20 protein-coding genes are annotated in these 25,896 nt (G+C 72.9%); 12 read left to right on the forward strand and 8 right to left on the reverse strand.

The window, feature by feature from the left end; translation table 11 throughout:
• Positions 1-214: 214 nt before the first annotated feature.
• Positions 215-1,096 (forward strand): ABC transporter permease, encoded by an 882-nt coding sequence (locus ABNF97_RS23235; RefSeq protein ID WP_130465598.1) that lies wholly within the window; start codon positions 215-217, stop codon positions 1,094-1,096.
• Positions 1,093-2,028, forward strand: coding sequence for a carbohydrate ABC transporter permease (locus ABNF97_RS23240; protein ID WP_349339787.1), 936 nt, complete (start codon positions 1,093-1,095; stop codon positions 2,026-2,028). The genes ABNF97_RS23235 and ABNF97_RS23240 overlap by 4 nt, the downstream gene beginning before the upstream one ends.
• A gap of 86 nt (positions 2,029-2,114) precedes the next feature.
• On the opposite strand, the gene ABNF97_RS23245 is transcribed toward ABNF97_RS23240, so the two are convergent.
• Complete coding sequence (locus ABNF97_RS23245; RefSeq protein ID WP_349339788.1) at positions 2,115-4,460, reverse strand: TIM-barrel domain-containing protein; 2,346 nt, start codon at positions 4,458-4,460, stop codon at positions 2,115-2,117.
• Positions 4,461-4,560: 100 nt separating this feature from the next.
• The gene (locus ABNF97_RS23250) at positions 4,561-6,891 is read right to left on the reverse strand and encodes a glycosyl hydrolase family 95 catalytic domain-containing protein (RefSeq protein WP_349339789.1); all 2,331 of its coding nucleotides are present in this window, start codon (positions 6,889-6,891) and stop codon (positions 4,561-4,563) included.
• An 83-nt stretch (positions 6,892-6,974) separates the two neighbouring features.
• Here ABNF97_RS23250 and ABNF97_RS23255 point away from each other — a divergent pair, with 83 nt between their 5' ends.
• From ABNF97_RS23255 to ABNF97_RS23280, 6 genes are all read left to right on the forward strand, one after another.
• Positions 6,975-9,098, forward strand: a complete 2,124-nt coding sequence (locus ABNF97_RS23255) for a beta-galactosidase (RefSeq protein WP_349339790.1) — start codon at positions 6,975-6,977, stop codon at positions 9,096-9,098.
• Between the two features lie 148 nt (positions 9,099-9,246).
• Positions 9,247-9,927, forward strand: coding sequence for a sporulation delaying protein family toxin (locus tag ABNF97_RS23260; protein WP_349339791.1), 681 nt, complete (start codon positions 9,247-9,249; stop codon positions 9,925-9,927).
• Between the two features lie 180 nt (positions 9,928-10,107).
• Positions 10,108-10,275 (forward strand): hypothetical protein, encoded by a 168-nt coding sequence (locus ABNF97_RS23265; RefSeq protein ID WP_349339792.1) that lies wholly within the window; start codon positions 10,108-10,110, stop codon positions 10,273-10,275.
• 1 nt (position 10,276) lies between these two features.
• Positions 10,277-10,852, forward strand: a complete 576-nt coding sequence (locus ABNF97_RS23270; RefSeq protein ID WP_130460596.1) for an SdpA family antimicrobial peptide system protein — start codon at positions 10,277-10,279, stop codon at positions 10,850-10,852.
• Entirely contained in the window at positions 10,846-12,294 is a 1,449-nt protein-coding gene (locus ABNF97_RS23275; RefSeq protein ID WP_349339793.1) for a sporulation-delaying protein SdpB family protein, read from the forward strand. Before ABNF97_RS23270 ends, ABNF97_RS23275 begins: the two co-directional genes overlap by 7 nt.
• 95 nt (positions 12,295-12,389) lie before the next feature.
• Entirely contained in the window at positions 12,390-12,845 is a 456-nt protein-coding gene (locus tag ABNF97_RS23280) for a Calx-beta domain-containing protein (RefSeq protein WP_130460595.1), read from the forward strand.
• Here ABNF97_RS23280 and ABNF97_RS23285 read toward each other — a convergent pair.
• On the reverse strand, positions 12,829-16,149 hold the full coding sequence (locus tag ABNF97_RS23285) for an AfsR/SARP family transcriptional regulator (protein WP_349339794.1): 3,321 nt from the start codon (positions 16,147-16,149) through the stop codon (positions 12,829-12,831). The two genes, ABNF97_RS23280 and ABNF97_RS23285, sit on opposite strands and share 17 nt — an antisense overlap.
• Before the next feature lie 250 nt (positions 16,150-16,399).
• Here ABNF97_RS23285 and ABNF97_RS23290 point away from each other — a divergent pair, with 250 nt between their 5' ends.
• The 3 genes from ABNF97_RS23290 to ABNF97_RS23300 all read left to right on the forward strand — a co-directional run bounded on the left by ABNF97_RS23290 (position 16,400) and on the right by ABNF97_RS23300 (position 19,596).
• Positions 16,400-16,843, forward strand: coding sequence for a hypothetical protein (locus tag ABNF97_RS23290; protein WP_130460594.1), 444 nt, complete (start codon positions 16,400-16,402; stop codon positions 16,841-16,843).
• A gap of 100 nt (positions 16,844-16,943) precedes the next feature.
• Positions 16,944-17,123, forward strand: coding sequence for a hypothetical protein (locus ABNF97_RS23295; protein WP_349339795.1), 180 nt, complete (start codon positions 16,944-16,946; stop codon positions 17,121-17,123).
• A gap of 196 nt (positions 17,124-17,319) precedes the next feature.
• On the forward strand, positions 17,320-19,596 hold the full coding sequence (locus ABNF97_RS23300; RefSeq protein WP_349339796.1) for a rhamnogalacturonan lyase family protein: 2,277 nt from the start codon (positions 17,320-17,322) through the stop codon (positions 19,594-19,596).
• 309 nt (positions 19,597-19,905) lie between these two features.
• Here the strand turns inward: ABNF97_RS23300 and ABNF97_RS23305 are convergent, their stop codons facing one another.
• Both ABNF97_RS23305 and ABNF97_RS23310 read right to left on the reverse strand, forming a co-directional pair.
• Positions 19,906-20,916 carry an LLM class flavin-dependent oxidoreductase gene (locus tag ABNF97_RS23305; RefSeq protein WP_349339797.1) on the reverse strand — a complete coding sequence of 337 codons (1,011 nt, stop codon included), beginning with the start codon at positions 20,914-20,916 and terminating at the stop codon, positions 19,906-19,908.
• A gap of 118 nt (positions 20,917-21,034) precedes the next feature.
• Positions 21,035-21,616 carry a helix-turn-helix domain-containing protein gene (locus ABNF97_RS23310; protein WP_130460590.1) on the reverse strand — a complete coding sequence of 194 codons (582 nt, stop codon included), beginning with the start codon at positions 21,614-21,616 and terminating at the stop codon, positions 21,035-21,037.
• 75 nt (positions 21,617-21,691) lie between these two features.
• Here ABNF97_RS23310 and ABNF97_RS23315 point away from each other — a divergent pair, with 75 nt between their 5' ends.
• The gene (locus ABNF97_RS23315; protein ID WP_349339798.1) at positions 21,692-23,305 is read left to right on the forward strand and encodes a methyltransferase domain-containing protein; all 1,614 of its coding nucleotides are present in this window, start codon (positions 21,692-21,694) and stop codon (positions 23,303-23,305) included.
• On the opposite strand, the gene ABNF97_RS23320 is transcribed toward ABNF97_RS23315, so the two are convergent.
• Genes ABNF97_RS23320 through ABNF97_RS23330 form a run of 3 tightly spaced genes read right to left on the reverse strand, consistent with a single transcriptional unit; the run spans position 23,278 to position 25,873 of the window.
• Positions 23,278-23,850 (reverse strand): GerMN domain-containing protein, encoded by a 573-nt coding sequence (locus ABNF97_RS23320; protein ID WP_349339799.1) that lies wholly within the window; start codon positions 23,848-23,850, stop codon positions 23,278-23,280. The two genes, ABNF97_RS23315 and ABNF97_RS23320, sit on opposite strands and share 28 nt — an antisense overlap.
• Complete coding sequence (locus ABNF97_RS23325) at positions 23,847-25,202, reverse strand: sensor histidine kinase (protein ID WP_349339800.1); 1,356 nt, start codon at positions 25,200-25,202, stop codon at positions 23,847-23,849. Before ABNF97_RS23325 ends, ABNF97_RS23320 begins: the two co-directional genes overlap by 4 nt.
• A complete protein-coding gene (locus ABNF97_RS23330) occupies positions 25,199-25,873 on the reverse strand; it encodes a response regulator (protein WP_130460586.1) in 675 nt (224 codons plus the stop codon). Before ABNF97_RS23330 ends, ABNF97_RS23325 begins: the two co-directional genes overlap by 4 nt.
• Between the last annotated feature and the right edge of the window lie 23 nt (positions 25,874-25,896).

A 25,896-nucleotide genomic window follows, 5' to 3' on the forward strand; every position in this document is an offset into this window, starting at 1 on the left:
ACCCGGCGCTCCGGTCGACGTCACCGTCGCCCCGCCCCGGCCCGGTGCCGTGCCGGCCGGCGACGGGGGCGGCCCCGCACCGGTCGGGCCCGCCGCCGGTGGTCCCGGCCGGCCGGACCGCCGTCCCGAGCCGGTACGCCACGGCCGTGGGCGCCGCAGGGGCGCCCGGGCACCGCTGCGGGCCCGGCTGCGCCGGGACTGGCCGCTGCTGGTGATGGTGGCCCCGGCCGCGCTGCTGCTGCTGGTCTTCCACTACCTGCCGACGCTCGGCAACGTCGTCGCCTTCCAGGACTACAACCCGTACGCCGGGGACACCCCGCTGCAGGCGTTCCTGCACAGCCCCTGGATCGGGACGACCCACTTCGAGACGCTCTTCGGCGACCCGGCGTTCTGGGACGCGCTGCGCAACACCCTGGCGATTACCACCTTCCAACTGGTCTTCTACTTCCCGCTGCCGATCATGCTGGCGATCATGCTGCACAACATCCTCTCGCCGAGGCTGCGGGGCTTCGTGCAGACCGTCGTCTACCTGCCGCACTTCTTCAGTTGGGTACTGGTGGTCACCTTCTTCGTGCAGATGTTCGGCGGGGCGGGGCTGCTCGCCCAGGAGATGCGCGACGTCGGGCTCGAACCGTGGAACATCATGTCCAACCCGGACACCTTCATCCTGCTGGTCACCGCCGAGACGGTGTGGAAGGACGTCGGTTGGGGCACGATCGTCTTCCTCGCCGCGCTCTCCACCATCGACCCGCACCTGTACGAGGCGTCCGCGGTCGACGGGGCGGGCCGGTGGAAGCGACTGTGGCACGTGACGCTGCCCGGGCTGCGGCCGGTGATCGTACTGCTGCTGATCCTGCGGCTCGGCGACGCGCTCTCGGTCGGCTTCGAGCAGTTCATGCTGCAACGTGACGCGGTCGGGCGGCAGGCGGCCGAGGTGCTGGACACCTTCGTCTACTACAACTCCATCGCCACCGGCAACTACGGCTACGGCGCGGCCGCCGGGCTCTTCAAGGCCGTGGTCGGGCTGGTGCTGATCCTGGCGGCCAACCGGTTCGCCCACGCCCTCGGCGAGCGGGGAGTGTACTCGCGATCATGACTGTGACGGATCCTCTGCGGACGGCCCCGGCGCAGCGGCGTCGGGGGCGGAACCGGCGACCGGCCTGGGAGGAGGAGCCGTCCGCGGCCGGCCAGGTCTTCCGGGGCGGCGTACTCACCGGCGTGCTGCTGGCGGTGCTGATCCCGCTCTGGGTGGTGCTGGTGACGAGTCTGGCGTCCCGGCAGACCATCAACGCCGCGGGTGGGCTGGTCGTGGTGCCGAGGGAGATCGACTTCTCGGCGTACCGGGCGATCTTCGCCGGTGGGCTGGTCACCCAGGCGCTCTGGACCAGCACCCTGGTCACCCTGGTCGGTACGGCGGTGAGCCTGGTGCTGACCGTGCTGGCCGCGTACGGGTTGTCCCGGCCCGGGACGGTCGGGCACCGGGGGCTGCTCTTCTTCTTCCTGCTGACGTTCCTGATCTATCCCGGCATGGTGCCGAGCTATCTGGTGGTCACCGGGCTCGGGTTGAAGGACCAGATCTGGGCACTGATCCTGCCGACCGCGGTCAGCGTCTTCAACCTGGTGGTGGTGCGGGCGTTCTTCCAGAACATCCCGGCCGAGCTGCTGGACAGCGCCCGGATCGACGGTGCCGGCGAGTTCCGGATCCTGGCCCGGATCGTGCTGCCGCTCTCCCGGGCGGTGATCGCGGTGGTCGGGCTCTTCTACGCGGTGGGCTACTGGAACATCTGGTTCAACGCCCTGCTCTACATCGACGACAACTCGAAGTTCCCGATCCAGCGGGTGTTGCAGAGCTTCATCCTGGCCGGCCAGTCGCCGAACAACGCCGGCACGCTCGGGGTCTCGATGCCGCCGACGCTGGCGATCAAGATGGCGGTGGTGGTGGTCACGGTCTCGCCGATCGTCCTGGTCTACCCGTTCGTGCAGCGGCACTTCGTCAAGGGCGTGATCATCGGCGCGGTGAAGGGCTGAGCGCCGGGTCGGGTCCGTACTCCGCACGTCGGCGGTCACCTGAAGGGGGACGGGGCGCCCCCCACCTGGGCACCCCGCCCCGACCTTCAACCCCGCACGGTGGGTAGTCCATCCAGCGGCACCGCCCTGGTCGCGGTGCCGCCCAGCAGCAGCCGCCCGGGCAGCCGGGCACCCTCGACCGGGGCGAGGGCGACGCCGGTGACCCGGAGCGGTCCGTCGACCTCGACCCGGAACTCGTCGCCCGACCGGCCGGCCCGGATCGTGGTGTCGCCGTCGACGTCGTGCACCAGCGCGCTGCCGTCGGTGGCGCCGAAGCTGAGCACGGTGACGTCGGAGAACGCGCCGTCGCCGACCCGGTCGGCCGGTGGCATCACCGGGATCAGCGCGCCGTACCGGACGAAGAGCGGGATCTGGGCCAGCGGCCGGTGCACCCGCAGGTGCCGGCCACCGGCGTGCACCTGTCCGGTCCAGAAGTCCACCCAGTCGCCGGCCGGCAGGTAGAGGTGCCGCCGGTTCTCCGGGTTGGTCATCGGCGCTACCAGCAGGTCCTCGCCGAGCCGGTACTCCAGCTCCGCCGTCCACGCGGCAGGATCATCGGGGGAGTCCACCAGCAGGGCCCGCAGCATCGGCGCACCGGTCCGGGCCGAGGTCACCGCCGCCGAGTAGAGGTACGGCATCAGCCGGTAGCGCAACCGCAGCGCCTCGACGGCGAGCCGCTCGGCCTCGGCCGGGAAGTCCCAGGGCAGCCGGCTGGTGGTGCCGTGGAACCGGACCAGCGGGGAGAATGCCCCGAACTGCGCCCAGCGTACGTAGAGATCCGGCGTCGGGGTGCCGTGGAATCCGCCGCTGTCGTGGCTCCAGAACGGCACCCCGGACAGCCCGTGGCTCAGCCCGCCGCGCAGCGTACTGGCCAGGGCCGGGTACGTCGCGTTCACGTCGCCGCTCCACTGTGCTGAGTGCCGCTGCCCACCCAGGTACGACGACCGGGCCCACACCGTGGAGTGCCCGGCCACCTCCCGGGTCACCTTCACCACCACGTCGTTGAAGAGCAGCGAGTAGACGTTGTGCAGCTCGACTCCGGTCATCCCGTTGTGCGCCACCGCGTCCGCCGGTACCCCCTCGGCGAAGTCGGTCTTGAAGACGCTGGCGCCCTGCTCCAGCAGCGGCCGGAGCAGCCCGGTGAACCAGTCGACCGCGGCCGGGTTGGTGAAGTCGACGATCCCGCCGGCCGGGTGGCTGCCGTGCCAGGTGTCCGCCACGTAGACCGTCCCGTCGGCCCGGCGCAGGAAGTAGCCGGCCTCGGCCGCCTCGGCGTAGCGCGGGCTGCCGGTCATCACGTACGGGTTCATCCAGAGGCTGACCCTGAAGCCCGCCTCGGCCAGCTCCGCCAGCATGCCGGCCGGATCGGGGAACTGCTCGGCGTCCCAGCGCAGGTCCGACCAGGCGCCGGCGACCTGCCAGTAGCAGTCCAGGTGCAGCACGTCGCAGGGAATCCCGCGTTCGCGGATCCGCCGCGCCCGTTCCAGCACCCGCTGCTGGCTGTCCCGGTAGAAGCCCGACGAGATCCAGGCGCCGAACGCCCACTTGGGCGGCAGCGCCGGCCGGCAGGTCAGCCGGTCGTACCGCTCCAGGATCTGGGCCGGGGTGGGGCCGGCGATCACGTAGTAGTCGATCAGGTCGTCCGGCACCAGGATCTGCACGCAGCTGTGCGTGGACTGGCAGATGTCGAACTCGACCGGCATGCCGCTGTCGACCAGTACCCCGTAGCCCCGGTCGGAGAGGTAGAGCGGGATGTTCTTGTGCGAGCGGTCCGACTCGCTGCCGAAGGCGTCGAAGTTCCACATCAGAGCGCGCTGGCCGCGCTTGTCCAGCGGGGTGAACTTCTCGCCGAGCCCCACGAACCGCTCGTCGCCGGGGGCCACGAAGCTCTCGTGGTAGGCGGCGACCGCGCCGTCGACGAGTGACCGGCCGAACGGCAGGGTGCGCAGTCGACCGCTGATGTCCTGCTCGCCCCGGCTCTGGCTGACCAGCACCGCGCCGGTCGGGTCGACGAAGCGCAGGTGCCACGGGTCGAGGGCCAGTTCGGCGACGACCGCTCCGGCGTCGACCCGGACCCGGTCGCCGTCGACGCGTACCTCGGCGCGGTGCGGCTGGGGGTGGACCAGGCGCAGGGCGCGGCTGGCCCGGCCCCGGGCGAGCGGGTCCTCGCTGAGGCGTACCCGGATGACGCCCTCGGCGGCGGCGGTGATCCGGACCGCGAGCGAGCCGCCGTCCGAGGTTGTCGCCTTGAGGGTCACGCCCTGGCCGTCCGTGCTCAGCACCTCGGCCCGGTGCAGTGCGGAGAGCCCGTGCTCGCCCGGGGCTCGGACCGGTAGGTCGGGCGGGTCGGCGACGAACGTCTCGTGCGGCACCAGGGGCGGGCGGTACGGCATGCGGCCTCCTCGGCTCCCGGGACGCGGGTCGCACGCACCGCCGACGGATGCCGGCCGGCGCATGGACTCCCCATAGTTTCTTTGGTTACCCAACAAACTGTCAACGCCGCGATCGGAGTCGATGCGTCCGGCCGGCCGCCAGTTCGACCCGGACCGGATCGCGGCCGGGCAGTCCGACGGCGACCTCCCGGTCGACCGGGGAGGTCAGCGACGTCTCGACCTCCGTCGGCGTCCAGGCCAGCCGGGTCACCGTGACCGGACCCCGGGCGAGCAGCCCGCAGACGCTGCCGCGCGGCCAGGCCGGCGGCAGCGCCGGCAACAGGTCGAGCCGGACCGACGGCGCTCCCGGCCCGGGGCCGGGAGCGAGGCTGTGGCCGGGAGCGAGGCTGCTGCGCAGCAGCATGGCGGCGATCACGGCCGGGAACCCACCGCAGAGGTCGAGGTTGAAGATCGCGTCCCGGTTGTGCGTGGAGACCAGGTTCGGCCGCCAGTACCGGCCGGCCATCAGCAGCACCGTCCGGTACGCCTCCTCGGCCAGCCCGAGCCGCGCCGCCGCCAGGCCGAGCTGGGCCAGCCCGTAACCCATCTCGTCCGACTCCGCCCCCTGCCACCAGGCCAGCCGGTGCCGGATCGCCAGCGTCGCGGCCCGGCGCAGCGCGGGGTCGGCGGCGAAGGCCGGATCGATCTCGTACCAGAGCGGATAGAGCTGCGAGGCGTGCCGGTGTGCGTGGTTGTCGTGCAGCTCCGGGGCGATCCACTCGGCGAGTTCCCCGGTCGGGGCGATCCGGTACGGCGGCAGCGCCGCCAGCAGGGCCCGCCAGCCCGGCTCGGCCGGGTCGGGCTCACCCAGCGCCGCCGTCGCGGTCAGCAGGTTCCGCAGCAGGTCGCCGACGGCCGCCACGTCCATGGTGGCGTCCAGGCTCGCCTGCGCGCCGGTGTTCGCCGGTGCGTTCTCCGGCGAGTACGACGGCGCGAACCGGGCGCGGCCGTCCGGTCCGACCGTCACGAAGTCCAGGTAGAACTCGGCGGCCCGACGCAGGAACGGCAGCGCCCGCTCCCGCAGGAACGTCCGGTCCCCGGTGTGGCACCAGTGGTCGTGGTAGAGCCGGCCGAGCCAGGCCGCCCCGGCGGTCCAGAACGTCTGGCACCAGACCGGACCGAAGTGGTTCTGCCGGCCGTGGCTGGTCAGGTGCGTCGGGGTGAGGATGCCGGCCGCCCCGTACAGCCGGCGGGCGTTGTCGGTCAGGTCGTCGGCGACCGAGTCGAGCAGGTCGAAGAGGGGTACGACCAGTTCGGGCGTGCCGGTGACGGCCAGCGCCGCCAGCGCGGCCGGCAGGTTGCCGTTCAGCGTGTAGCCGCCGCTCCAGGCCGGCCGGTAGCTGCCGCTCCACACCCCGAGCAGGGTCGGCGGCAGGTCGCCGCAGGCGGAGACGATCGCGTACCGGCCGGCCGCGAAGAGCCGCTCCAGCAGCGCGTTGCCGCCCGATGTGTCGGGCTCGGCGGTGCTGCCGGACTCGGCGGTGCCGCCAACGGTGTCCGGTCGCAACGGTGCCAGCAGCTCCTCGGTGGTGGCCGTCCGGGCGGCCGGCGAGCCGGCCAGGTCCAGCCGGACCCGGCCGACCAGTTCGCCGTGCACTGCGACGTGCGCGGCCAGCAGCGCGTCGAAGTCCGCCGGCAGCTCCGCCAGCTCCGGCCCCGGCGACGGTACGCCGTCCACGGTGGTACGCAGCAGCAGGAGCGTGCCGCCCCGCAGCGCCCGGCACCGTACGGTGTAGCCGGTGACCTGCCGTCCGGTGGCGGCGGGGAACTCCACCCGCAGTCCCAGCCCGTCCGGCGCGATCGTCGTCGCCATCGGCACCGGCGGGTCCTCGTCGAGGACGCCGAGCCCGCTGTGCCAGCCGGTCGGCCCGGTGAGCCGGACGACCAGCGCGTCGTGCGGGCGCGACACGAACGCGGCCACCTCGACCGTGCCCTCCGGCGACCGCCAGGACTGCCGGACCACCCCCGTGTCGAAGTCGGTGCTCCGCCGGTAGCCGGTTGCCGGCACCCCGCCGGCGCTCGGTCCGGCGCTCGGTCCGGCGGCCGCCACCGGGGTGCAGGTGAGGACGGCCGCGCCGACCAGCGGGTCGACCCAGCGGGTCGTGGCGTACCCGGGATCCTGTTCGGCGGCGAACTCGACCACCCGCTCGGCGGCGCGCCGGTGTTGGCCGGCGGCGAGTAGCGAACGCAGTTCGGGAAGGATCCGGACGGTCGGCGGCGGGTCCAGCGGCGGGGTCAGCGGCAGGAAGAGCCGTTCGTGCGACAGGGTGATCCGGACCGCCTCCGGGCCGCCGTGGCAGAGCGCACCCTGCCGGCCGTTGCCACTGATCAGCGCGGCCTCCCAGTCGTCGGTCCGGGTGGTCGAGACGAGCCCGTTGACAGGGGGATTCACCCCGCTTACTTTGGCTGGAACCCAAACAAAGGTCAACGGCGGCTTCGCGGGTCCGGGGTTCCGCCGGGAGAGGCGGGGCGGGTGTGCGCTGGCCGAAGGGGCTGACCGGGCTCTGCTACGGCGGTGACTACAACCCGGAGCAGTGGCCGGCGGAGGTCTGGCCGACCGACGTCGAGCTGATGCGGCGGGCCCGGGTCAACCTGGTCACCGTCGGGGTCTTCGCCTGGTCCCGACTTGAGCCGCAGCCCGGCCGGTACGACCTCGACTGGCTGGACCGGGTGCTCGACCTGCTGCACGACGGCGGCATCCGGGTGGCGCTGGCCACCCCGACCGCCTCCCCGCCGCCGTGGTTCTCGCTGCGGCACCCGGACGCGCTGCCGGTCACCGCCGACGGGGTACGGCTCAGCCACGGCAGCCGGGACACCTACTGCGCCAGCGCCCCGGCGTACCGGGCCGCGGCCCGGGAGATCGCCACCGCGCTCGCCGACCGCTACCGGGACCATCCGGCGCTGGCGCTGTGGCACGTGCACAACGAGTACGGCACCACCTGCCACTGCGAGCACGTCGCCGTCGCCTTCCGGACCTGGCTGCGGGCCCGGTACGGCGACCTCGACCGGCTCAACGAGGCGTGGACCGGCAGCTTCTGGAGCCAGCACCACACGGGCTGGGAGCAGATCCGGCCGCCCCGGGCCACCCAGTACCTCGGCAACCCGAGCCAGTTGCTCGACTTCCGCCGGTTCGTCTCCGACGAACTGCTCGCGGCCTACGTCGAGCAGCGGGACCTGCTCCGGGCCGCCACCCCGGATGTGCCGGTGACCACCAACTACGTCCTCGGCGGCTGGGTGCCGGTGGACCACGCCCGGTGGTCCGCCGAGGTGGACCTGGTGGCGATCGACCACTACCCGGCGGAGGCCGGGCCGGGCGCCGAGGAGCAGACCGCGTTCGCCGCCGACCTGGCCCGGTCCTGGGCCCGGCACGGCCAGCGGTCCGGTGCGAGTAAGGACCCCCTCTTATCGGATGTTGTGGAAGCGGGGGCCCTTCCTAGCGGGGCTGGCCGGAGCGCCGCCGCGGCGCCGAAGGGCCGGCACCCGCCCGGCGGGCCGGCCTGGCTGCTGATGGAGAGCGCACCGAACCTGATCCTCACCCCCGGCCGGATGCACGCCAAGGAACCGGGCCGGATGACCCGGCACAGCCTGGCGCACGTCGCCCGGGGTTCCCGGGGCGCGATGTTCTTCCAGTGGCGGGCCTCCCGGGGCGGCGCCGAGGTCTTCCACTCCGCACTCGTGCCGCATGCCGGCCCGGACAGCCGGGCCTTCCGCGAGGCGGTCTCGCTCGGCGTACTGCTCGACCGGCTGGCCGAGGTGGACGCCGGAGCGGTACCGGCCCGGGTGGCGATCGCCTGGGACGTCGCGAGCTGGTGGGCGTTGCAGGCCACCGTGCTGCCCTCGGCCCAGCTCGACTATTCCGCCGAGGTGTCGGCGGCACACCGGGCGCTGTACCGGGCGGGCCACGCCAGCGACTTCGTCACCGACGGTGACGACCTCTTCGGGTACGCCCTGCTGGTGCTCCCGGCCCGCTACCTGGTCTCCGACCGGTACGCGTCGCGGATCCGCGACTACGTGGCGGCCGGCGGCCACCTGCTGGTCAGCTACTTCAGCGGGATCGCCGACGAACACGCCCGGGTCCGGGTCGGCGGCTATCCCGGAGCACTACGCGACCTGCTCGGGATCCGGGTCGAGGAGTTCCACCCGCTCGACCCGGCCACCCGGTTGCCACTCTCCGACGGCGGCACCGGTCGGCTCTGGGCCGAGACGGTACGCCTGACCGGCGCGACTCCGGCGGTCAGCTATGCCGGCGGGCTCCTCGACGGCCTGCCGGCGCTGACCCGGCACGGGTACGGCGACGGGGTGGCCTGGTACCTCTCCACCCGGCTCGACGACGATGCGTACCGCGACCTGCTGGCCCGGGTCGCGGAGGCGGCCGGTGCGGAACCTACCTGCCCGGCCGCCCCGGCGGGGGTGGAGGCGGTCCGCCGGTCCACCGCCGACACGAGCTGGCTGTTCCTGCTCAACCACACCGACACGGCGCAGACCGTCCCGGTGTCCGGAATGGAGCTGCTCACCGGGGAGCACGTCGAGACCGTGCGGCTGCCGGCCGGCGGCTGCGCGGTGCTCCGGGAAGCCGGGCAGACCGCGGCATCGTCCTGACCATCCCCGGGGCGGTCGGCGTGCTCCGCCGCGCCGGGCCACCGCTGATTCCGGCGTCGCAAGGTCGCCACAACCCTGGACAACCTTGCGGCATCCGCCCTCGTCAAGCGTGGCTCTCACATCGGTCACACCGACGAGAGAGGGTGTCATGGCACGATTCAACGCACGATGGCGACGGATAACGATGGCCGCCCTGGCGGTCACGCTCGGCGTCACGTTCGCGGGTTGGCGGGCCGGCGCGGCGAGCGCCGAGCCGGCACCGCAGCTGACCGCGGTCGAGATCGCCGACGGGGTGCTGTTCAACGACGGTCCCGCCGCCAAGTACCTCACCGAGCTGGACCGCCCGGAGACGCCGTGGACCGACGAGATGCGTCGGATCCAGGAGCTGATCCGGCGGTACCTCGACGCGGATCCGCAGCTGGCGAAGGCGCTCAGCACGTGGATGCAGTCCGGTGACCCGCTCAAGGTCGCCAAGGGCATGCACGAGCTGGGCGCCGTCGCCCGCAAGGTGCTCGACGAGCTGTACGGGTCCGAGGCGATCGACAAGTGGGTCGGCGAGATCGACAAGGCCTGGGGCGAGGAGCGGTTGTACCTGCAGTACACCCAGGTCCAGCTCACGCAACTGATCAACGAGACCATGCTGGACATGTACAAGGGCGCGGACACCGCGGTGGCGGTCGACGTGGCCGTGGTCGCGGTGGCCGTGGTCGCCGTGGTGGTCGCCGTCGTGGCGATCGACGCCACCCCGCGGGAGTTCTCCCAGCGGACCAGGCTCGCGCACGAGATGTTGGTCAAGACCATCGCCACCAGCCTGCGGGCGAAGTACTGAGACGGCGGCCGGCGGTGCGGTGACGGTCGCCGCCGCCCTGTCGCGAACGGCGTACGTCATGCACGCCGCACCGCCGGCCAGCCTCGCCGTCGCAAGCCGGTCGCAACCCGGGACAGCCTCTCGCCATCCGTCCCCGGGAAGCGTGGCCGCTGTCCAGTCAGATCGGGAGGAGAGGATGTCATGCCACGAGTCAACGCAGACGTGGTGGTGCCCGCCTACGCGGCGGTCACCCTGGTGGTGGTCCGGAGGGCGATCGACTTCACGCCCTTGAAGTACGACAGCCGGACCGGGTTCGCGCACGAGATGCCGGTCGCGGAGACCGCCGCCGGTCCGGAGACGGTGGTCTGAGATGGCGGCCGACAGTGCGGCGGTGCGCGCCGCAACGGATGAAGTCGATACCCGTACCGGTCGGCGGGTGGCGATCGTGGTCGCCGTTGCCCTCGTGGTCGTGGCGTACGTCATGAACGCCGCGCTGCCGGCCAGCCCGTTCACCCTGCCCGGTCCCAAGGCGGAGACCGTGCGGTCGCTGTTGCCGCAGGGCTGGGCGTTCTTCACCAAGAGCCCGCGAAGCCGGTCCGCCGAGGTGTACCAGCACGAGGCCGACGGAGGCTGGCGGAACATCACCGCCGGCCCACGGCACCGCGCCGGTGACCTGATGGGACTGGACCGGCTGGGCCGGTCGCAGGGCACCGAACTGGCCCTGCTGCTCGCGCTGGCCCCGAAGGGGGACTGGCGGGAGTGCGAGCGGGCCCCGACCGCCTGCCTGTCCCAGTCGACCGTCACGCGCACCCTGCCGAACCGGTCCACTCACCACAGCATCTGCGGTGAGGTCGGCGTGGTGCTCCAGGACGTTCTGCCCTGGGCCTGGCGGGACGCGCCGACCACGATGCCGTCGAAGGTGCTGAGAGTGAGGGTGACATGCTGACCCGCTTCGGCCGGTGGGCCCGGCCCCGATTCGCCGTACCCGTCTGGTCGTCCGGGGTGGGGCTGGCCCGTACGTTGCTGGCGTTGGGCACCCTGGGCACGCTGCTGGCCACGGATCCGAAGGTCCTGATGTCGCCGCTGGCCAACGGCGTCGTACCGCCGGTGTGTCAGGGGCTCGGCCAGGCCGGCATCTGGTGCGTCACCCCGGACCTGGCGGTGGGACGTTGGCTGTCGGTGGCCGCGCTGCTGCTGGTGATCAGCGGGTGGCGCCCCCGGTTCACCGCCATCCCGCACTGGTACGTGTCGTGGAGCCTGATGGTCAACAGCACCGTCCAGGACGGCGGCGACCAGATCACCGCCGTGCTCGCCATGCTGCTCCTGCCGATCTGCCTGACCGACCCGAGGCGCTGGCACTGGCGGGCGCTCGACGGCCCGGCACGCGACCCGGACGCGGCTGCGGCGACCGTGCCGAGCGCCGCCCGGATCGTGGCCGGGGTGACCCTGCTGCTCATCCAGATCCAGGTTGCCGGGCTCTACCTGCAGGCGTCGATGGCCAAGCTCGGCGTCGAGGAGTGGGCCGACGGCACCGCCATGTACTACTGGTCGCACCACCCGACGTTCGGCTCTCCGCCCTGGACGGCACCGATCACCGATCTGGTCACCGCCGCGCCGGCCGGGGTGGCGGCGATCACCTGGGGGTCGGTGGCGCTGGAGTTCGGGCTCGCGTTGGGGATCGTGCTCAACCCGAGGGCCCGGTGGGTGCTCCTCACCCTGGGCCTGCTGTTCCACGGCAGCATCGCGATCGAGATGGGACTGGTCAGCTTCTGCGCGGCGATGTCCGGGGCGCTCCTGCTGTACCTGCTGCCGATCGGTCACCACGTCCGCTGGCCGGAGCGGCTCGGCCGCCGGGTGGTCGCCCTGTCGCGGCGGCCGAGGCCCGCCGCCGTGCTGGGCCGGCCGGGGCCCGATGCGGTGACGGCGCCGGACCCGGTGCCATCCGGCCCGCCCCCCGAGGCGGCACCGGTCCCGGTGGCCCGGGAGGCGACGGTGGGGTACGCCCCGGACCGGCACCTGCTGGTCTACGACGGAGACTGCGGCTTCTGCACCGCCTCGGTGCACTTCGTCCGGCGGCGGTTGCGCCCGCAGGTCCCGGAGACCGTCGACATGGTGCCGTGGCGGTCGGTCGACCTGGCCCGGTACCGGCTGACCCCGCACGACGTGCACCGCGCCGCGTACCTGATCCGGCCGGACGGCGGCCGGCTGGCCGGGGCGGCGGCCTTCGCCGAGCTGGCCAGGCACGGCAGGGGTGGCTGGCCGCTGCTCGGCCACCTCCTCCGCCGGCCGCCGGTGAGCTGGCTGGCCGCCGCGCTGTACCGGCTCGTGGCGGCGCAGCGGCACCGGCTGCCCGGCGGGACCGGCGCCTGCGCGGTCGTACCCGAGTGACGTGGTCGTGTCCGGATGCGGTCGCCGTGCTGTCCGGCGTCCTCGCGGCGCCGGACACAACCTTTTCGCAACCCTCGGCCGGTTACATCGTCGTCATGTGGAAGCAGAGACTCGCCGCGGCCGCGACCGCTCTCGTGCTGGCCCCGGTTGCGCTGGTCGGCGCGATCGCCGGGCCGGCCGGCGCCGCGCCCGTCGATAAGAAGTGCCAGGAACCGCCGGGCTGTATCGAGGTGCAACCCGCCCTGCTCGGCGACTGCTGGGAGGTGAAGTGCGAGATCACCCTGTTGGTGACCACGTCGGCGCCACGGGACGTGGTGGTCCGCTACAAGACGGCCGAGGGGAGCGCGACCGACGGGAAGGACTTCAAGGGCGAGCCGGACGGTAAGGCGACCATCCCGGCCAAGGAGCAGTCGGTCCAGCTGCCGCCGCTGGTCATCCCCGACGAGGAGAAGGAGTCCGACGAGGACTTCTACCTCTACTTCGGCTCGTCCGACAAAGACGTGATCGTCAAGCCGGACATCCTCCGGGTGGTCATCAAGGATGGTCCCTGATTTTGGACCGGGGGGCGCCCGGGCCCGCCGCGGCGGGCCCGGGCGGCGCCGCCACGGCGGCGGCCAGCCGGTCCGCCTCGGCCCAGGCGTTCGTCTTCCGGTACAGTTCGGCCGCTCGGGCCCAGTGCTCGACGGCCGTCTGCGGGGCGCCGGCCCGCTGTGCCAGGTCGCCGAGGTTGCGCCGGACGTTCGCCTCCTCGTAGTGGTCGGGCACCCGGGTCCGCAGCGCCAGGGCCAGCTCCAGCCGCTGCCGCGCCCGGTCGAGCTGGCCCCCCTCCAGCCAGACCCGGCCGATGTGGTTGGCCGCGACCGCCTCCAGGTGCTGGTCGGCGATCTCCCGGCCGAGCGCCAGCGCCCGCTCCAGGTGCCGCAGTGCGGCCGGGTGGTCCCCGCCGAGCAGGAACACCAGACCGAGGTCGTTCAGGGTCTCCGCCTCGTGCCGCCGGTCGCCGATCCGGTGGCGCACCTCGATCGCCTGGGAAAGGTGCCGGCGGGCGAGGTCGGGTTCGCCCCGGCGCAGGTACGCCTGCCCCAGCCGGCTCAGCACGATGGCCTCCAGCCGCGGGTTGTCCAGGTTACGCACCAGTTCCAGCGCCCGGGGCAGGTGCTCGAGCGCCCGGTCGGGCTCGCCCATCTGGGTGTGGCAGTCCCCCCTGTTGCTCAGCGCCAGGACGATGCCGAGGACGTGCCCGTCGGCCGTGTGCGCGGCGACCGCGTGCTCCAGCGCCTCGATCGCACCGTCGAAGTTGCGCAGCCCGCAGTGCGCGACCGCGATGTTGTTGTACACATGCCCCTCACCGCGCAGGTCGTCGCAGCGGCGCATCAGCGGCAGTGCCCGGTGCAGGCTGGACAGCGCCTCGTCGAACCGTCGCGTGGTGATCAGGGCGACGCCGAGGGCGCTGTGCATCAGCCCCTCCGCCATCGGCCCGCCGTCCCGCTCGGCGCCGGTCAGCCCCCACCGGCACAGTCCGATCCGCTCCTGCCAGTGCCCCCGGGAGTCGAAGAATCCGGTCAGCAGGTAGGTGAGCTGCCACGCCGCGGCGGGCCGGGCGTGCTCGGCGGCGTACCGGACGATCGGCAGCATGTTCTCCCGCTCGCCGTCGAGGAAGGTCAGGGCGGCCTGCGCCTCGGCCGCGAACGGCGGCGTGGCCAGCCGGTGGCGCAGGGCCGGGCGTACCCGGTCCCGGCCGCGGTCGATGGCCCGGTTGGCCAGGTCGGCGATTGCCAGGTACCAGTCCACCAGCCGGTCGGTGACGTCGTCGCGCTCCGGCTGGCTGCACGCCGCCTGGCCGCATTCGAGGGCGTAGAGCCGGATCAGGTCGTGGCAGCGGTACCGGTCCCGGCCGATCGGGTTGATCAGGTGCGCGCCGGCCAGCTCGGCCAGGGCGGCCCGGGCCCGGTCGAGCGGGAGGGCGCCACCCGCGGCCACCAGCTGCGCCGAGAAGGAGGTGCCCGGGTGCAGCCCGATCAGCCGGAACGCCTGGCCGGCCGGCCCGCTGAGCCCGTGGTACGCGCTGGCGAAGACCGTCCGTACGCTGCGCGAGTCACCCTCCACCGACAGGGCGTCGAGCCGGTCCTCGGTGGTCAGCTCCGCCACCAGCTCGCCGATCGTGCGGCGCGGGTCGGCGGCCAGCTTGGCCGCGGCGATCCGCAACGCCAGCGGCATCCGGCCACAGAGCCGGACCAGGTCGGCGCTTGCCTCCGGCTCCCGGTCCACCCGGTCCGGTCCGGCGACCCGGCGGACCAGCGCCACCGCCTCCGCCGGGGTGAGCACGTCCAGCCCGACCGACCGGATCGCGTACCGGGTGGCGAGCCCGGTCAGCTGGGTCCGGCTGGTGACCACCACCAGGCTGGTCGGGGTCGCCGGCACCAGCGGGACCAGGTGGTCGACCGAGCCGGCGTTGTCGAGCACGACCAGCATCCGCCGGCCGGCGACCAGGGACCGGTACAGGCCGGCCTGCTCCACCGGCTCGACGGGCATCCGCGGGGCCGGTACGCCGAGGCTGCGCAGTACCTGGCAGAGCGCATCGCTGGCGGTCAGCATCGCCTCCCGGTCGTGTCCGCGCAGGTCCAGGAAGAGCTGGCCGTCGGGGAAGTACTCGCTGATCCGGTGGGCAAGCTGCACGGCCAGCGCGGTCTTGCCCATTCCGGCCGGCCCGGAGAGCACCACGAGGTGGCTCTCCCGGTCCCGGTCCCGGGCCAGTCGTTCCAGCGCGTCGAGTTCCTCCGCCCGCCCGGTGAAGTGCCCGACCGGTGCCGGTAGCTGGGCCGGTCGGGGCATCGCCACCGCCGCCGGGTCGGGCATCGCCACCGCGGGCGGCCCGGGCATCGGCACGGCGGCCGGCGGTCGGGGTGTGGCGGACGCCGGGCCCGGCGCCGGCCCGCCCCGCCCGGTCGGCAGGTCCAGGCGGGGCGAGCGGCGCAGGATGTCCGCGTGCAGCCGCTGCAGCGCGGCACCCGGATCGATGCCCAGCTCCTCGGCCAGTCCGGACCGCAGCCGGCGGTAGGACTCCAGCGCGTCGGCGTGCCGGGCACACCGGTACAGCGCCAGCATGTGCAGGCCGACCAGCCGCTCCCGGTACGGGTGCACGGCCACCAGCCGCTCCAGCTCGCTGACCGCCAGCCGGTGCCGGCCGAGTCGTAGCTCGGCGTCCCAGCGGTCCTCCAGCGCGGTCAGTCGCATCTCCTGCAACCTCGCCACCTCGGCGACCGCCCAGCCGGCCGGCGCGGCGTCGGCCAGCGCATCGCCGCGCCACAGCGCGAGTGCGGCACTCAGTCGCTGCACCGCCGGCACGATGGCCGCCTCGACGGACCTGTCGGCGGCTTCGTGGCTGGCGCCGGCCGGCCGGCCGGTCTGCCCGGTCAGTTCCCGGATGGCCTCGGTCAGCTCGTCGGTGGCCAGCCGGGCCTGCTCCTCGAACCGGCAGGCGTCGACCGCCGAGCGGGGCAGCGCCAGCAGGTAGCCGGAGCCCCGTCTGGTCAGCGTCTCCGGCAGGCCGCAGTCGGCCAGCGCCTGGCGGACCCGGGTGACATGGCTGTACAGCGTTTTCAGCGCGGTGCGCGGCGGGTTCTCGCCCCACAGCGCGTCGATCAGCCTGGACGGTGTCACCGCCCTGCCGGTGTGCAGCGCGAGCAGCCCGACCAGTGCGCGTTGCCGGGATCCGGAGAGTACCGCCGGACCGACCGGCCCGAGAACCTCGACCGGCCCGAGCACCCTGACCTCGGCGGCTGCCCCGGCACTTCCGGGCGGCGCGGAGCCGCCCGCCCGAGCCGGCCGCGTGATCGGATCGGGGCGTCCACGCATCGCCGTCACCCTCTCGAAGGTCTACTCGCGTCAACATCATCTCCTACGGCCGCGAATCGCCGGCTCGGCGAGCGGGCGGAGGCGGCCGACGCGGCGCCGACCGGGACGACGTCCGAAGTGGATCCGATCGGCCCGACTCACCAGCGGTGGACGATGGCGCACAAGCCCTTCGCCCGTACCCGGCGCGTGCGGCTCGGCGTGACCGGGTGGCTCGCGGCAGACGATTTTCCGGGTGTGTCAATATGCTGCGATGGCATACCCCTGGATCCCACCGCCAGGCATGGCGCTGGCAGCCTATCCGCATCCGGTACAACTGCCGCCGGGCTGGGGCGCGCTGATCGTCTCGGCCGACCGGGGACCCTACATCGTGCCCGTGCCGAGTACCGCCAAACTGAAGGTCGACGGCCGAGAGGTCTCCGGGATGGCGGAGGGCACCTTCCACGTCGCGGTGCCGGCCGGGGAGCACGAGGTCAAGTACACCGACCTGTTCGGCTTTCCGCTGGTCACCACGAGGGTCGTGGTGCAGCCGGGCGCCGGGCACGGGTTGTCGTTCCGGTTCGGCTGGTGGCGCAACCGGGTGCACGACGGACAGGGCACCGACGTCACGAAGTTCGGCATGTGGTCGAACTACAGCATCGCCCTGATCGTCTTCGGCGTCGTCGGCGTGCTCTGCTGCGGGCTGCTTTTCGTTTGATGTCGGCTTTCGTTTGATGTCGGCCGGCGGGAGTTGACCCCTCCGTCCGGGCCCGGACGGTGAGGCGGGACGCTCAGAAGTAGTCGAGCAGTTCGGCCCGGTGGCCGGCGCCGAGCAGGTCGAGCGCGCCCGGGTCGGTGCCGGCGGGGCAGCGCAGCAGGCCGGCCTCGGCGACCGCGTACCCATCGGCGGTGCCGGCGTAGAGCAGCGCGAAGCCGCGTACGGAGAGCTGGATCGGCGAACTGAAACCTTTAAACTGATCGACCTCGATGTTGTGTAGCGGAAAGCGGTTGCCCTAGCATTCAGGTGCGCAGGAAGCCGTATCCCCGTTGTCGGGTAGCCGTTGAACTGTTCCATTTCGGCCACCCTCCCGCGGTCTGGGTCCGGCCGACCCACACGGGCAGGGTCGGCACGACACCGCCACCCGGTCGGGCTGGCGGACCCGGGACCGCCCCCCGCCATCGACGGAGTTGATCATGCGTATCTCACGACATCGCCGTACCCTGCTCGCCGCGACCACGGCCGCGGCGCTCGCCGCGACCGGCACCTTCACGATGGTCGCCTCGGCCGCCGCCGCCGGCTGCCGGGTCGACTACCAGGTGACCAACCAGTGGCAGGGCGGCTTCGGCGCCAGCGTCAGCCTCACCAACCTCGGTGACCCGGTCACCGGTTGGAGCCTGACCTGGGCGTACGGCGCCGGACAACAGGTAACCCAGGTCTGGAACGCCACCGTCAGCCAGAGCGGCGGCCAGGTGACGGCCAGCAACGTCAGCTACAACGGCACGATCGGCACCAACGCCAGCGTCTCGTTCGGCTTCAACGGCTCCTGGAACGGCAGCAACCCGGCGCCGGCCAGCTTCGCGATGAACGGCACCACCTGCACCGGTGCGGTGACGCCGACCACGCCCGGAGAATCGCCGACCACCCCGCCGGCCAGCACCGCACCACCCACCACCGCACCACCCACCCCGCCGGTGACCACCGGGCCGCCGACCGAACCGCCGGCCGGCGCGAAGCAGGTCGAGGACCTCGACCGGGGGCTGGTCAGCGTCCGCTCCGGCAGCGCCAACCTGGTCTCCTGGCGGCTGCTCGGCACCGAGGTCTCCGGTGTGTCGTTCAACCTCTACCGGGGGTCGACCCGGGTCAACTCGTCCCCGATCACCGGCGCCACCAACTATCTCGACTCCGGCGCGGCGGCCGGTTCGACGTACACGGTACGGGCGGTGGTGAACGGGACGGAGCAGCCGGCCTCGGCACCGGCGCTCCAGTTCGGCAACGGCTACCTCGACGTACGACTCCAGGTGCCGCCCGGCGGCACCACCCCGTCCGGTGAGTCCTACAGCTACTCGGCGAACGACGCCTCCGTCGGCGACCTCGACGGCGACGGCCGGTACGAGATCGTGCTCAAGTGGGATCCCAGCAACGCCAAGGACAACTCCCAGTCCGGCTACACCGGGAACGTCTACGTCGACGCGTACACCCTGACCGGTACCCGGCTGTGGCGGATCGACCTCGGTCGCAACATCCGGGCCGGCGCGCACTACACGCAGTTCCAGGTCTACGACTACGACGGTGACGGCCGCGCCGAGGTGGCGATGAAGACCGCCGACGGCAGCCGTTCCGGCACCGGTCAGGTGATCGGCTCCGCCTCGGCGGACCACCGCAACTCCAGCGGCTACGTGCTGGCCGGGCCGGAGTACCTGACGATGTTCGACGGGCAGACCGGCGCGGTGCGCTCGACGGTGAACTACGAGCCGGCCCGGGGCAACGTCTCCTCCTGGGGCGACAACTACGGCAACCGGGTGGACCGGTTCCTCGCCGGCACGGCGTACCTGGACGGGCAGCGGCCCTCACTGATCATGGCGCGCGGCTACTACACCCGGAGCGTCGTCGTGGCCTGGGACTTCCGCAACGGCTCGCTGACCCGGCGCTGGACCTTCGACTCCAACTCGGCCGGCTCGCAGTACGCCGGCCAGGGGAACCACGCGCTGACCATCGGCGACGTCGACGCCGACGGCCGGGACGAGATCCTGTACGGGGCGATGGCGATCAACGACAACGGCTCGCCGCTGTGGAACACCGGGTACGGGCACGGCGACGCGGCGCACCTCGGCGACCTCGACCCGAGCCGGTCCGGACTGGAGTACTTCAAGGTCAGCGAGGACTCCTCGAAGCCGTCGTCCTGGTTCGCCAACGCGCGTACCGGGCAGGTCTACTGGTCGACGTCGCCCGCCGGGGACAACGGCCGGGGCGTGGCCGGGGACATCTACGCCGGCAGCGCCGGGGCGGAGTCCTGGTCGTCGGCGGCCGACGGGTTGCGCAGCCCGAGCGGGTCGAACGTCGGCCGCAAGCCGTCGTCGGCGAACTTCCTGATCTGGTGGGACGGTGATCCGGTCCGGGAACTGCTGGACCAGACCCGGATCGACAAGTACGGCACCGGCTCGGACACCCGGCTGCTCACCGGCAGCGGGGTGGCGTCGAACAACGGCACCAAGGCGACGCCGGCGCTCTCGGCGGACATCCTCGGCGACTGGCGCGAGGAGGTGATCTGGCGGACCAGCGACAACGGCGCGCTGCGGATCTACAGCACGCCGACCCAGACCAGCACCCGGATTCACACCCTGATGCACGACCCGATGTACCGGGTGGCGATCGCCTGGCAGAACACCGCCTACAACCAGCCGCCGCATCCGAGCTTCTTCATCGGCAACGGCATGTCGACCCCGCCGGCACCCTCGATCTACCTGCGGTGACCCGGTCCGGGGCCGGCCGGCGGTCGGGTCCCCCGGGAAACGCGAAGCCGCACCGGCTCGCGGGGCCGCTCAACTCCCCGCGTGCCGGTGCGGCACACACCGCGACATCACGCGACCCGTCCCGATCGCGCTTGTCGAACCACCACCGGTAAGAACAATAGGCGGCTTCCGGTGCGCGGCGGTGACAGCACGGTGAAGAGTGTGTTTCGCGACATCCGGACGCCGTGACACCGCTCACACCCGAGGCCCGCCCGGTGTCGTCCGGGAGCCGCCCGGCGCGGCAGCGACCCCGGGTCCCGACCGGCGTCGTCAGCCCTGCCGGCGGAGCCCTCCGGCGACCTTCTCGGCGATCAGCTCGTACGAGCGCACGCGGTCGGCGATGTCGTAGACCATGGTGGTGAGCATCAGCTCGTCGGCCTCGGTCCGGGCCAGCAGGTCGGTGAGCTGCCGGCGTACCGTCTCCGGCGAACCGAGCGCCTGCCCCTCCCGCCGGTCCAGCACGAACCGCCGCTCCAACTCGGTGTACGGGTACGCCGCCGCCTCCTCCGGACTGGCCAGCGGGGCCGGTCGGCCAGTACGCAGCCGCAGGAACGACAGCGAGGCCGGGCCGGATAGCCACTCCGCCCGTTCGTCGTCGGAGGCGCAGACCGCGTTGACCGCCACCATCGCGTACGGCCGGTCCAGCCAGCGCGACGGCCGGAAGTTCTGCCGGTAGAGGGTCAGCGCCGGCAGGGTGTTCGCGGCGCTGAAGTGGTGCGCGAAGGAGAAGGGCAGGCCGAGCAGCCCGGCGAGTCGGGCGCTGAACCCGCTGGAGCCGAGCAGCCAGATCGCCGGCCGGTCGCCCTGGCCCGGGGTGGCGGTGATCGGGCCCGGCCGGTCCCCGGTGAAGTAGTTGACCAGGTCGTCCAGTTCCTCCGGGAAGTTCTCGGCGGAGAGCCCGGCCATGGTGCGGCGCAGGGCCAGCGCGGTCGCCTGGTCGGTGCCGGGCGCCCGGCCGATGCCCAGGTCGATCCGGCCCGGGTGCAGCGCCTCCAGCGTGCCGAACTGCTCGGCCACCACCAGCGGCGCGTGGTTGGGCAGCATCACCCCGCCGGACCCGACCCGGATGGTCGAGGTGCTCGCCGCCACGTGCGCGATCAACACGGCCGGCGCGGAGCTGGCGATCGCCGGCATGTTGTGGTGCTCGGCCACCCAGAACCGGTGGTAGCCGAGTTCCTCGGTGCGCCGGGCGAGTGCGGTGGTGTGCCGCAGGGCCGCGCCGGCGGTGGTGCCGGTGGCGACCGGGGCGAGATCGAGGACGGAGAGCGGTACGTTGATCACATCTGCGCCAACCGGCGACGAGCCGGTTTTCTTCCGGCGGCCTCCCACCCCCGACCGCCGGGTGTGACGCCGGGCACCGTGGCCGGTCCGGATCAGCGGGTTGTCGGGCGGGCCCGGATCAGCGGGCTGTCGGGCGGGCCCGGACGTGCAGGCGTTCGCCCTGCGGCCCGAAGAGGGAGAGGACCTCGGCGACGCCCGGTCCGGGGTTGGAGACGTGGTGCGGAACCCGGGTGTCGAACTCGGCGACCTCGCCGGGGGTCAGGATCAGGTCGTGCTCGCCGAGCCGCAGGCGCAGCCGGCCGGAGAGCACGTAGAGCCATTCGTAGCCCTCGTGGGTCTGCTGTTCGTTCTCGCCGCTCGGGGTGTTCGGCGGGAGGATCTGCTTGAACGCCTGCAAACCGCCGGGTCGGCGGGTCAGCGGAAGGAACGTGACGCCGTGCCGGACGATCGGTCGGGGATACACCCGGGGGTCGGCGGTGGCGGGCGCGTCGACCAGTTCGTCGAGGGAGACCTGGAAGGCCCGGGCGAGCGGCAGCAGCAGTTCCAGGGTCGGCCGGCGGCCACCGGACTCCAACCGGGAGAGGGTACTCACCGAGATGCCGGTCACCTCGGAGAGCTGGGTCAGCGTGGTGCCGCGCTGTTGGCGCAGCTCCCGCAGCCGGGGGCCGACCGAGGCCAGGGCGAACTCTTCATTTGCCATACCGGCAAGGATAGTTGCTGAAATCCCGATCCGCGCCGCACCGTGGGTGGGTACCTCCGACGAAGGGAAACGTCCGTGGAGCAGACCTATGACGTGGTGGTGATCGGTGGCGGTGCCGCCGGACTGGCCGGAGCCCTGGCGCTGGCCCGGGCCCGGCGGTCGGTGCTGGTGGTGGACGACGGAACGCCCCGCAACGCGCCGGCCGACCGGGTGCACAACTACCTGGGCCGGGAGAGCACGCCGCCGGCGGAGCTGATCGCTGACGGGCGCGCCGAGGTGACCCGGTACGGCGGCGAGATCCACGCCGGCCGGGTCGAGACGGTCGCCCGGGACGGTGACGGTTTCCGGCTGAGCCTGGACGGTGGAGCCGAACTGCGGGCCCGCCGGCTGCTGGTCACGACCGGACTGGTCGACGAACTGCCCGAGCTGCCCGGCCTGGCCCAGCGGTGGGGCCGCGACGTACTGCACTGCCCGTACTGCCACGGCTGGGAGGTGCGCGACCGCCGGATCGGCGTACTCGTCAGCGGGCCGACCGCCGTGGCGATGCACCAGGTGAACCTGTGGCGGCAGTGGAGTCCACAGGTGATGCTGCTGACGCAGGACGGCCCGCCGCTGGAGCCGTCCGACGCCGAACAGCTCGCCGCCCGGGCCATCCCCGTGGTACCCGGCCGGGTCACCGGGCTGGAGATCGCCGACGACACGCTCACCGGGGTACGCCTGGCCTCCGGCGAGGTCGTCGCGCTGGACGCCGTCGTGGTCGCACCCCGGTTCACCGCCCGGGCCGGCGTACTCGAGTCGCTCGGGGTCAAGCCGGTCGACGTGGAGATGGGCGGGCACGTCGTCGGCAGCCAGATCCCGGCCGACCCGAGCGGGCTGGCGGTACCCGGGGTCTGGGTCGCCGGCAACGTGGCGGACGTACGGGCCCAGGTCATCTCGGCCGCCGCGTCCGGCCTGCTCGCCGGGGCGGCCATCAACGCCGACCTGGTCGCGGAGGAGACCCGCGACGCCGTCGAGTCCTACCGGCACCAGGTGCGCACGATGTTCGAGCGGGACGCCTGGGAGGAGCGCTACCGCGCCCGACCGGCGATCTGGAGCGGACGTCCCAACCCGCAGCTCGTGGCCGAGGCGGCCGACCTGGCCCCGGGCCGGGCCCTCGACGTCGGCAGCGGAGAGGGCGCCGACGCCATCTGGCTCGCCGAGCGGGGCTGGCGGGTGACCGGGGTGGACATCTCGACCACGGCACTCGGCCGGGCCGCCGCGCACGCCAGCGCGGCCGGTGCCGAGGTCGCCGGCCGGATCGAGTGGCTGCACGCGGACCTGCGCGAGCAGCCGCCCGCCGAGGGGCGGTACGACCTGGTCTCCGCGCAGTACATGCACCTGCCCGGCGAGGCGCGACGGGAGCTGTTCGCCCGGCTCGCCGCCGCGGTGGCCCCGGGCGGCACCCTGCTGATCGTCGGGCACCACCCGTCCGACCTGCGGACCTCGGCACACCGGATGCACTTCCCGGAGATGATGTACACCGCCGAGGAGATCGCGTCCGGGCTCGACCCGAGCACCTGGACGGTGCTGACCGTCGATGCCCGGTCCCGGCCGGCGGCGGATCCGGAGGGACACCCGGGTGAGGTCTCCGACGCCGTGCTGGTCGCCCGCCGGCGCGCCGGTCAGTCCGGCGCGGTCAGGTCCGAATAGTCCTCGGCGGTCAGCGGTGCCCGGGACAGCGCACCGTCGGCGCGGGGAATGCCCAGGTGCTCCCCGTCCTGTTCGAAGGTGACCCGGTCGACGTCGGGGCGTGCGGTCAGTGTCCGGACGATCTGGCCGAAGGCCAGGATCTGGTCGTTGCGGCCGGTGCCGGCGAGTCCGGCGCCGACCTCGACCGTCGCCTCGCCGCCCGCGACCCGCACCCCGAGGATCGTGTCCGGGCCGGTGACCGAGCTGGTCAGCCCGGAGTGCTGCTCGTCGTCGGTCGGGCCGGCGAGGAGCAGGTCCAGGTGCGCGGTGGCCGGCAGCGGGGCCGGCAGCCGGCGGACGACCGGCACGAGCTTGCCGTCGCGGACGTAGTACACCCGCTCGACCGCCAGTCCGGAGGGACCGGGAGACGGCGGGGGCCGGGTCACGGTCCCGACGGTGCCGGGCGGCGACTCGATCGACCGAGGTGTCTCCTCGGTCGGCACCTGGCAGCCGGCCAGCAGGGCGAGCAGGACCAGCAGCGGCGGGACGCGGCGCCGGTGTCTCATCGCGGTTCCACCGGAAGTTCGACCCGGAAGCGGGCACCGCCGCCCGGCCGGTCGAGTACGGCGACCCGCCCGCCGTGCGCGGCCGTGTGTTGCGCCACGATGGCGAGCCCGAGCCCGGTGCCCTCGCTGTCGCCACGGGTGCTGGCGGTCCGGCCACGGACGAACCGGTCGAAGATCACCTGCTTGTCGTCCGGGGCGACACCGGGTCCCTCGTCGTCGACCTCGACGTAGTAGAGGCCGGCGGACTGGCCCAGCCGGACCGCGCAGGCACCGCCGCCGTGCCGGCCCGCGTTGTCGATCAGGTTGACCAGCACCTGCTCCAGCCGCCGCCGGTCGACCACCCACACCCGGTCGTCGAGATCGCCCTGTTCGAGCAGTGTCTCCGGCAACCGCCGGGACCGGCACACCTGGCGGGCGAGGTTGACCACGTCGACCGGGCCGCGATCGGCCGGCCGGTCGGTGCGGGCCAGCTCCAGCAGGTCGTTGACGAGCCGCTGGAACCGGGTCACCTCGTCGGCGACGAGGCCGGCGGCGGTGGCGCTTGGGTCGTCGAGATGGTTCCGCCGCCGCCCGAGTACGCTCGCCGCCGCCGCGAGGGTCTGCAGCGGGGAACGCAGTTCGTGACTGACGTCGGCGGCGAACCTGCGATCCCGCTCGATCCGCCGGGCGAGCTGGTTGACCATCTCGTTGAAGGAGGTGGTCAGCTGCGCGAGGTCCGGCTCGGTGGCCGGGTCGAGCCGCGCGCCGAGGTCCCCCTTGGCGATCTCCTGCGCGGCGCTGGTGACCAGGGTGAGCGGCCGCATGGTGTACCGGGTGCTGTACCAGCCGATCCCGGCACCGGCGGCGGCCGTGACCATCGCCACCAGGGTCAGTACGAGGCCGAGCACCTGGAGGGTGTGTTCCAGTTCGTCCAGGTAGTCGACGTGGTAGAAGACGGTCGTTCCGGCCAGTGGCACGCCGATCACCAGGGCGGGCTGTCCCTGGGTCCGCACCCGCTGGATCGCCGGACGACCGGCGCGTGCGGCCCGCTGGAGCAGCTCCGGGATCGCCTCGGTGGTGCCGGCGTCGGCATTGCGTGCGTACCAGAGGCCGTCCCGCCACAACACGGCACGGCGGGTCTGGCCGGTGTCCAGCGACCGCAGGATCTCGACGATGTCCGGCCGTTCCGTACGCAGTCGGGCCCGTACGACCGTCGCCTCCAGGTAGGCGGCCCGCACGGCCGTACGTTCCCGTTCGTCGAGCAGCGCGTTCCGGGTGAGCTGGTACGACACCAGGGCCATCATGGCCGACAGGATCAACGCGCCGACGGTGAAGCCCGCGGTCACCCGGGCGCGCAGGCCGGCCCGCCTCATCGCTGCAGCCGGTAGCCCAGGCCGCGGACGGTGACGAGATGCCGGGGCGCGGCCGGATCCTCCTCGATCTTCTGCCGCAGCCGGCCCACGTGGACGTCGACCAGGCGCTCGTCACCCACGGTGTAGTCCCAGACACGCTCCAGGAGTTGCTGGCGGCTGAGTACCCGTCCGGCGTGGTAGGCCAACTCGCAGAGCAGCCGGAACTCGGTCCGGGTCACCGCGACCGGGTTGCCGCCGAGCCGTACCTCGCCGGCCTCGGGTACCACCTCCAGGTCGCCGAAGCTCAGCCCCGGCACCGGGGTGAGCGCGGTGCGGGACCGGCGCCGCAGGGCACGCAGCCGTGCCGTCAGTTCCTTGACCGCCACCGGCTTGACCAGGTAGTCGTCGGCACCGGCCTCCAGCGCGGCGACGATGTCGTGGGTGTCGTCCCGGGCGCTGACCACGACGATCGGTACCCCGTCGTTGCGCCGCAGTTCGCGGATGCACTCGTATCCGTCGATGCCGGGCAGCATCAGGTCGACCAGGACCGTCTCGGCGGGGCGTCGCCGCTGCTCGGCGATGCCCTCCTCGGCTGTCGCCGCGGCTCGGACGGTATAGCCCTCGTCCTGTAACGCGAGGGTCAGTGACAGCCTGATCCGGTCGTCGTCGTCGATCACGAGCACACCTGTCATCCAGTCATGATGCGCGCTGCCGG

The sequence above is a fragment of the Plantactinospora sp. B6F1 genome (assembly GCF_040120695.1).
Taxonomy (GTDB): Bacteria; Actinomycetota; Actinomycetes; order Mycobacteriales; family Micromonosporaceae; genus Plantactinospora.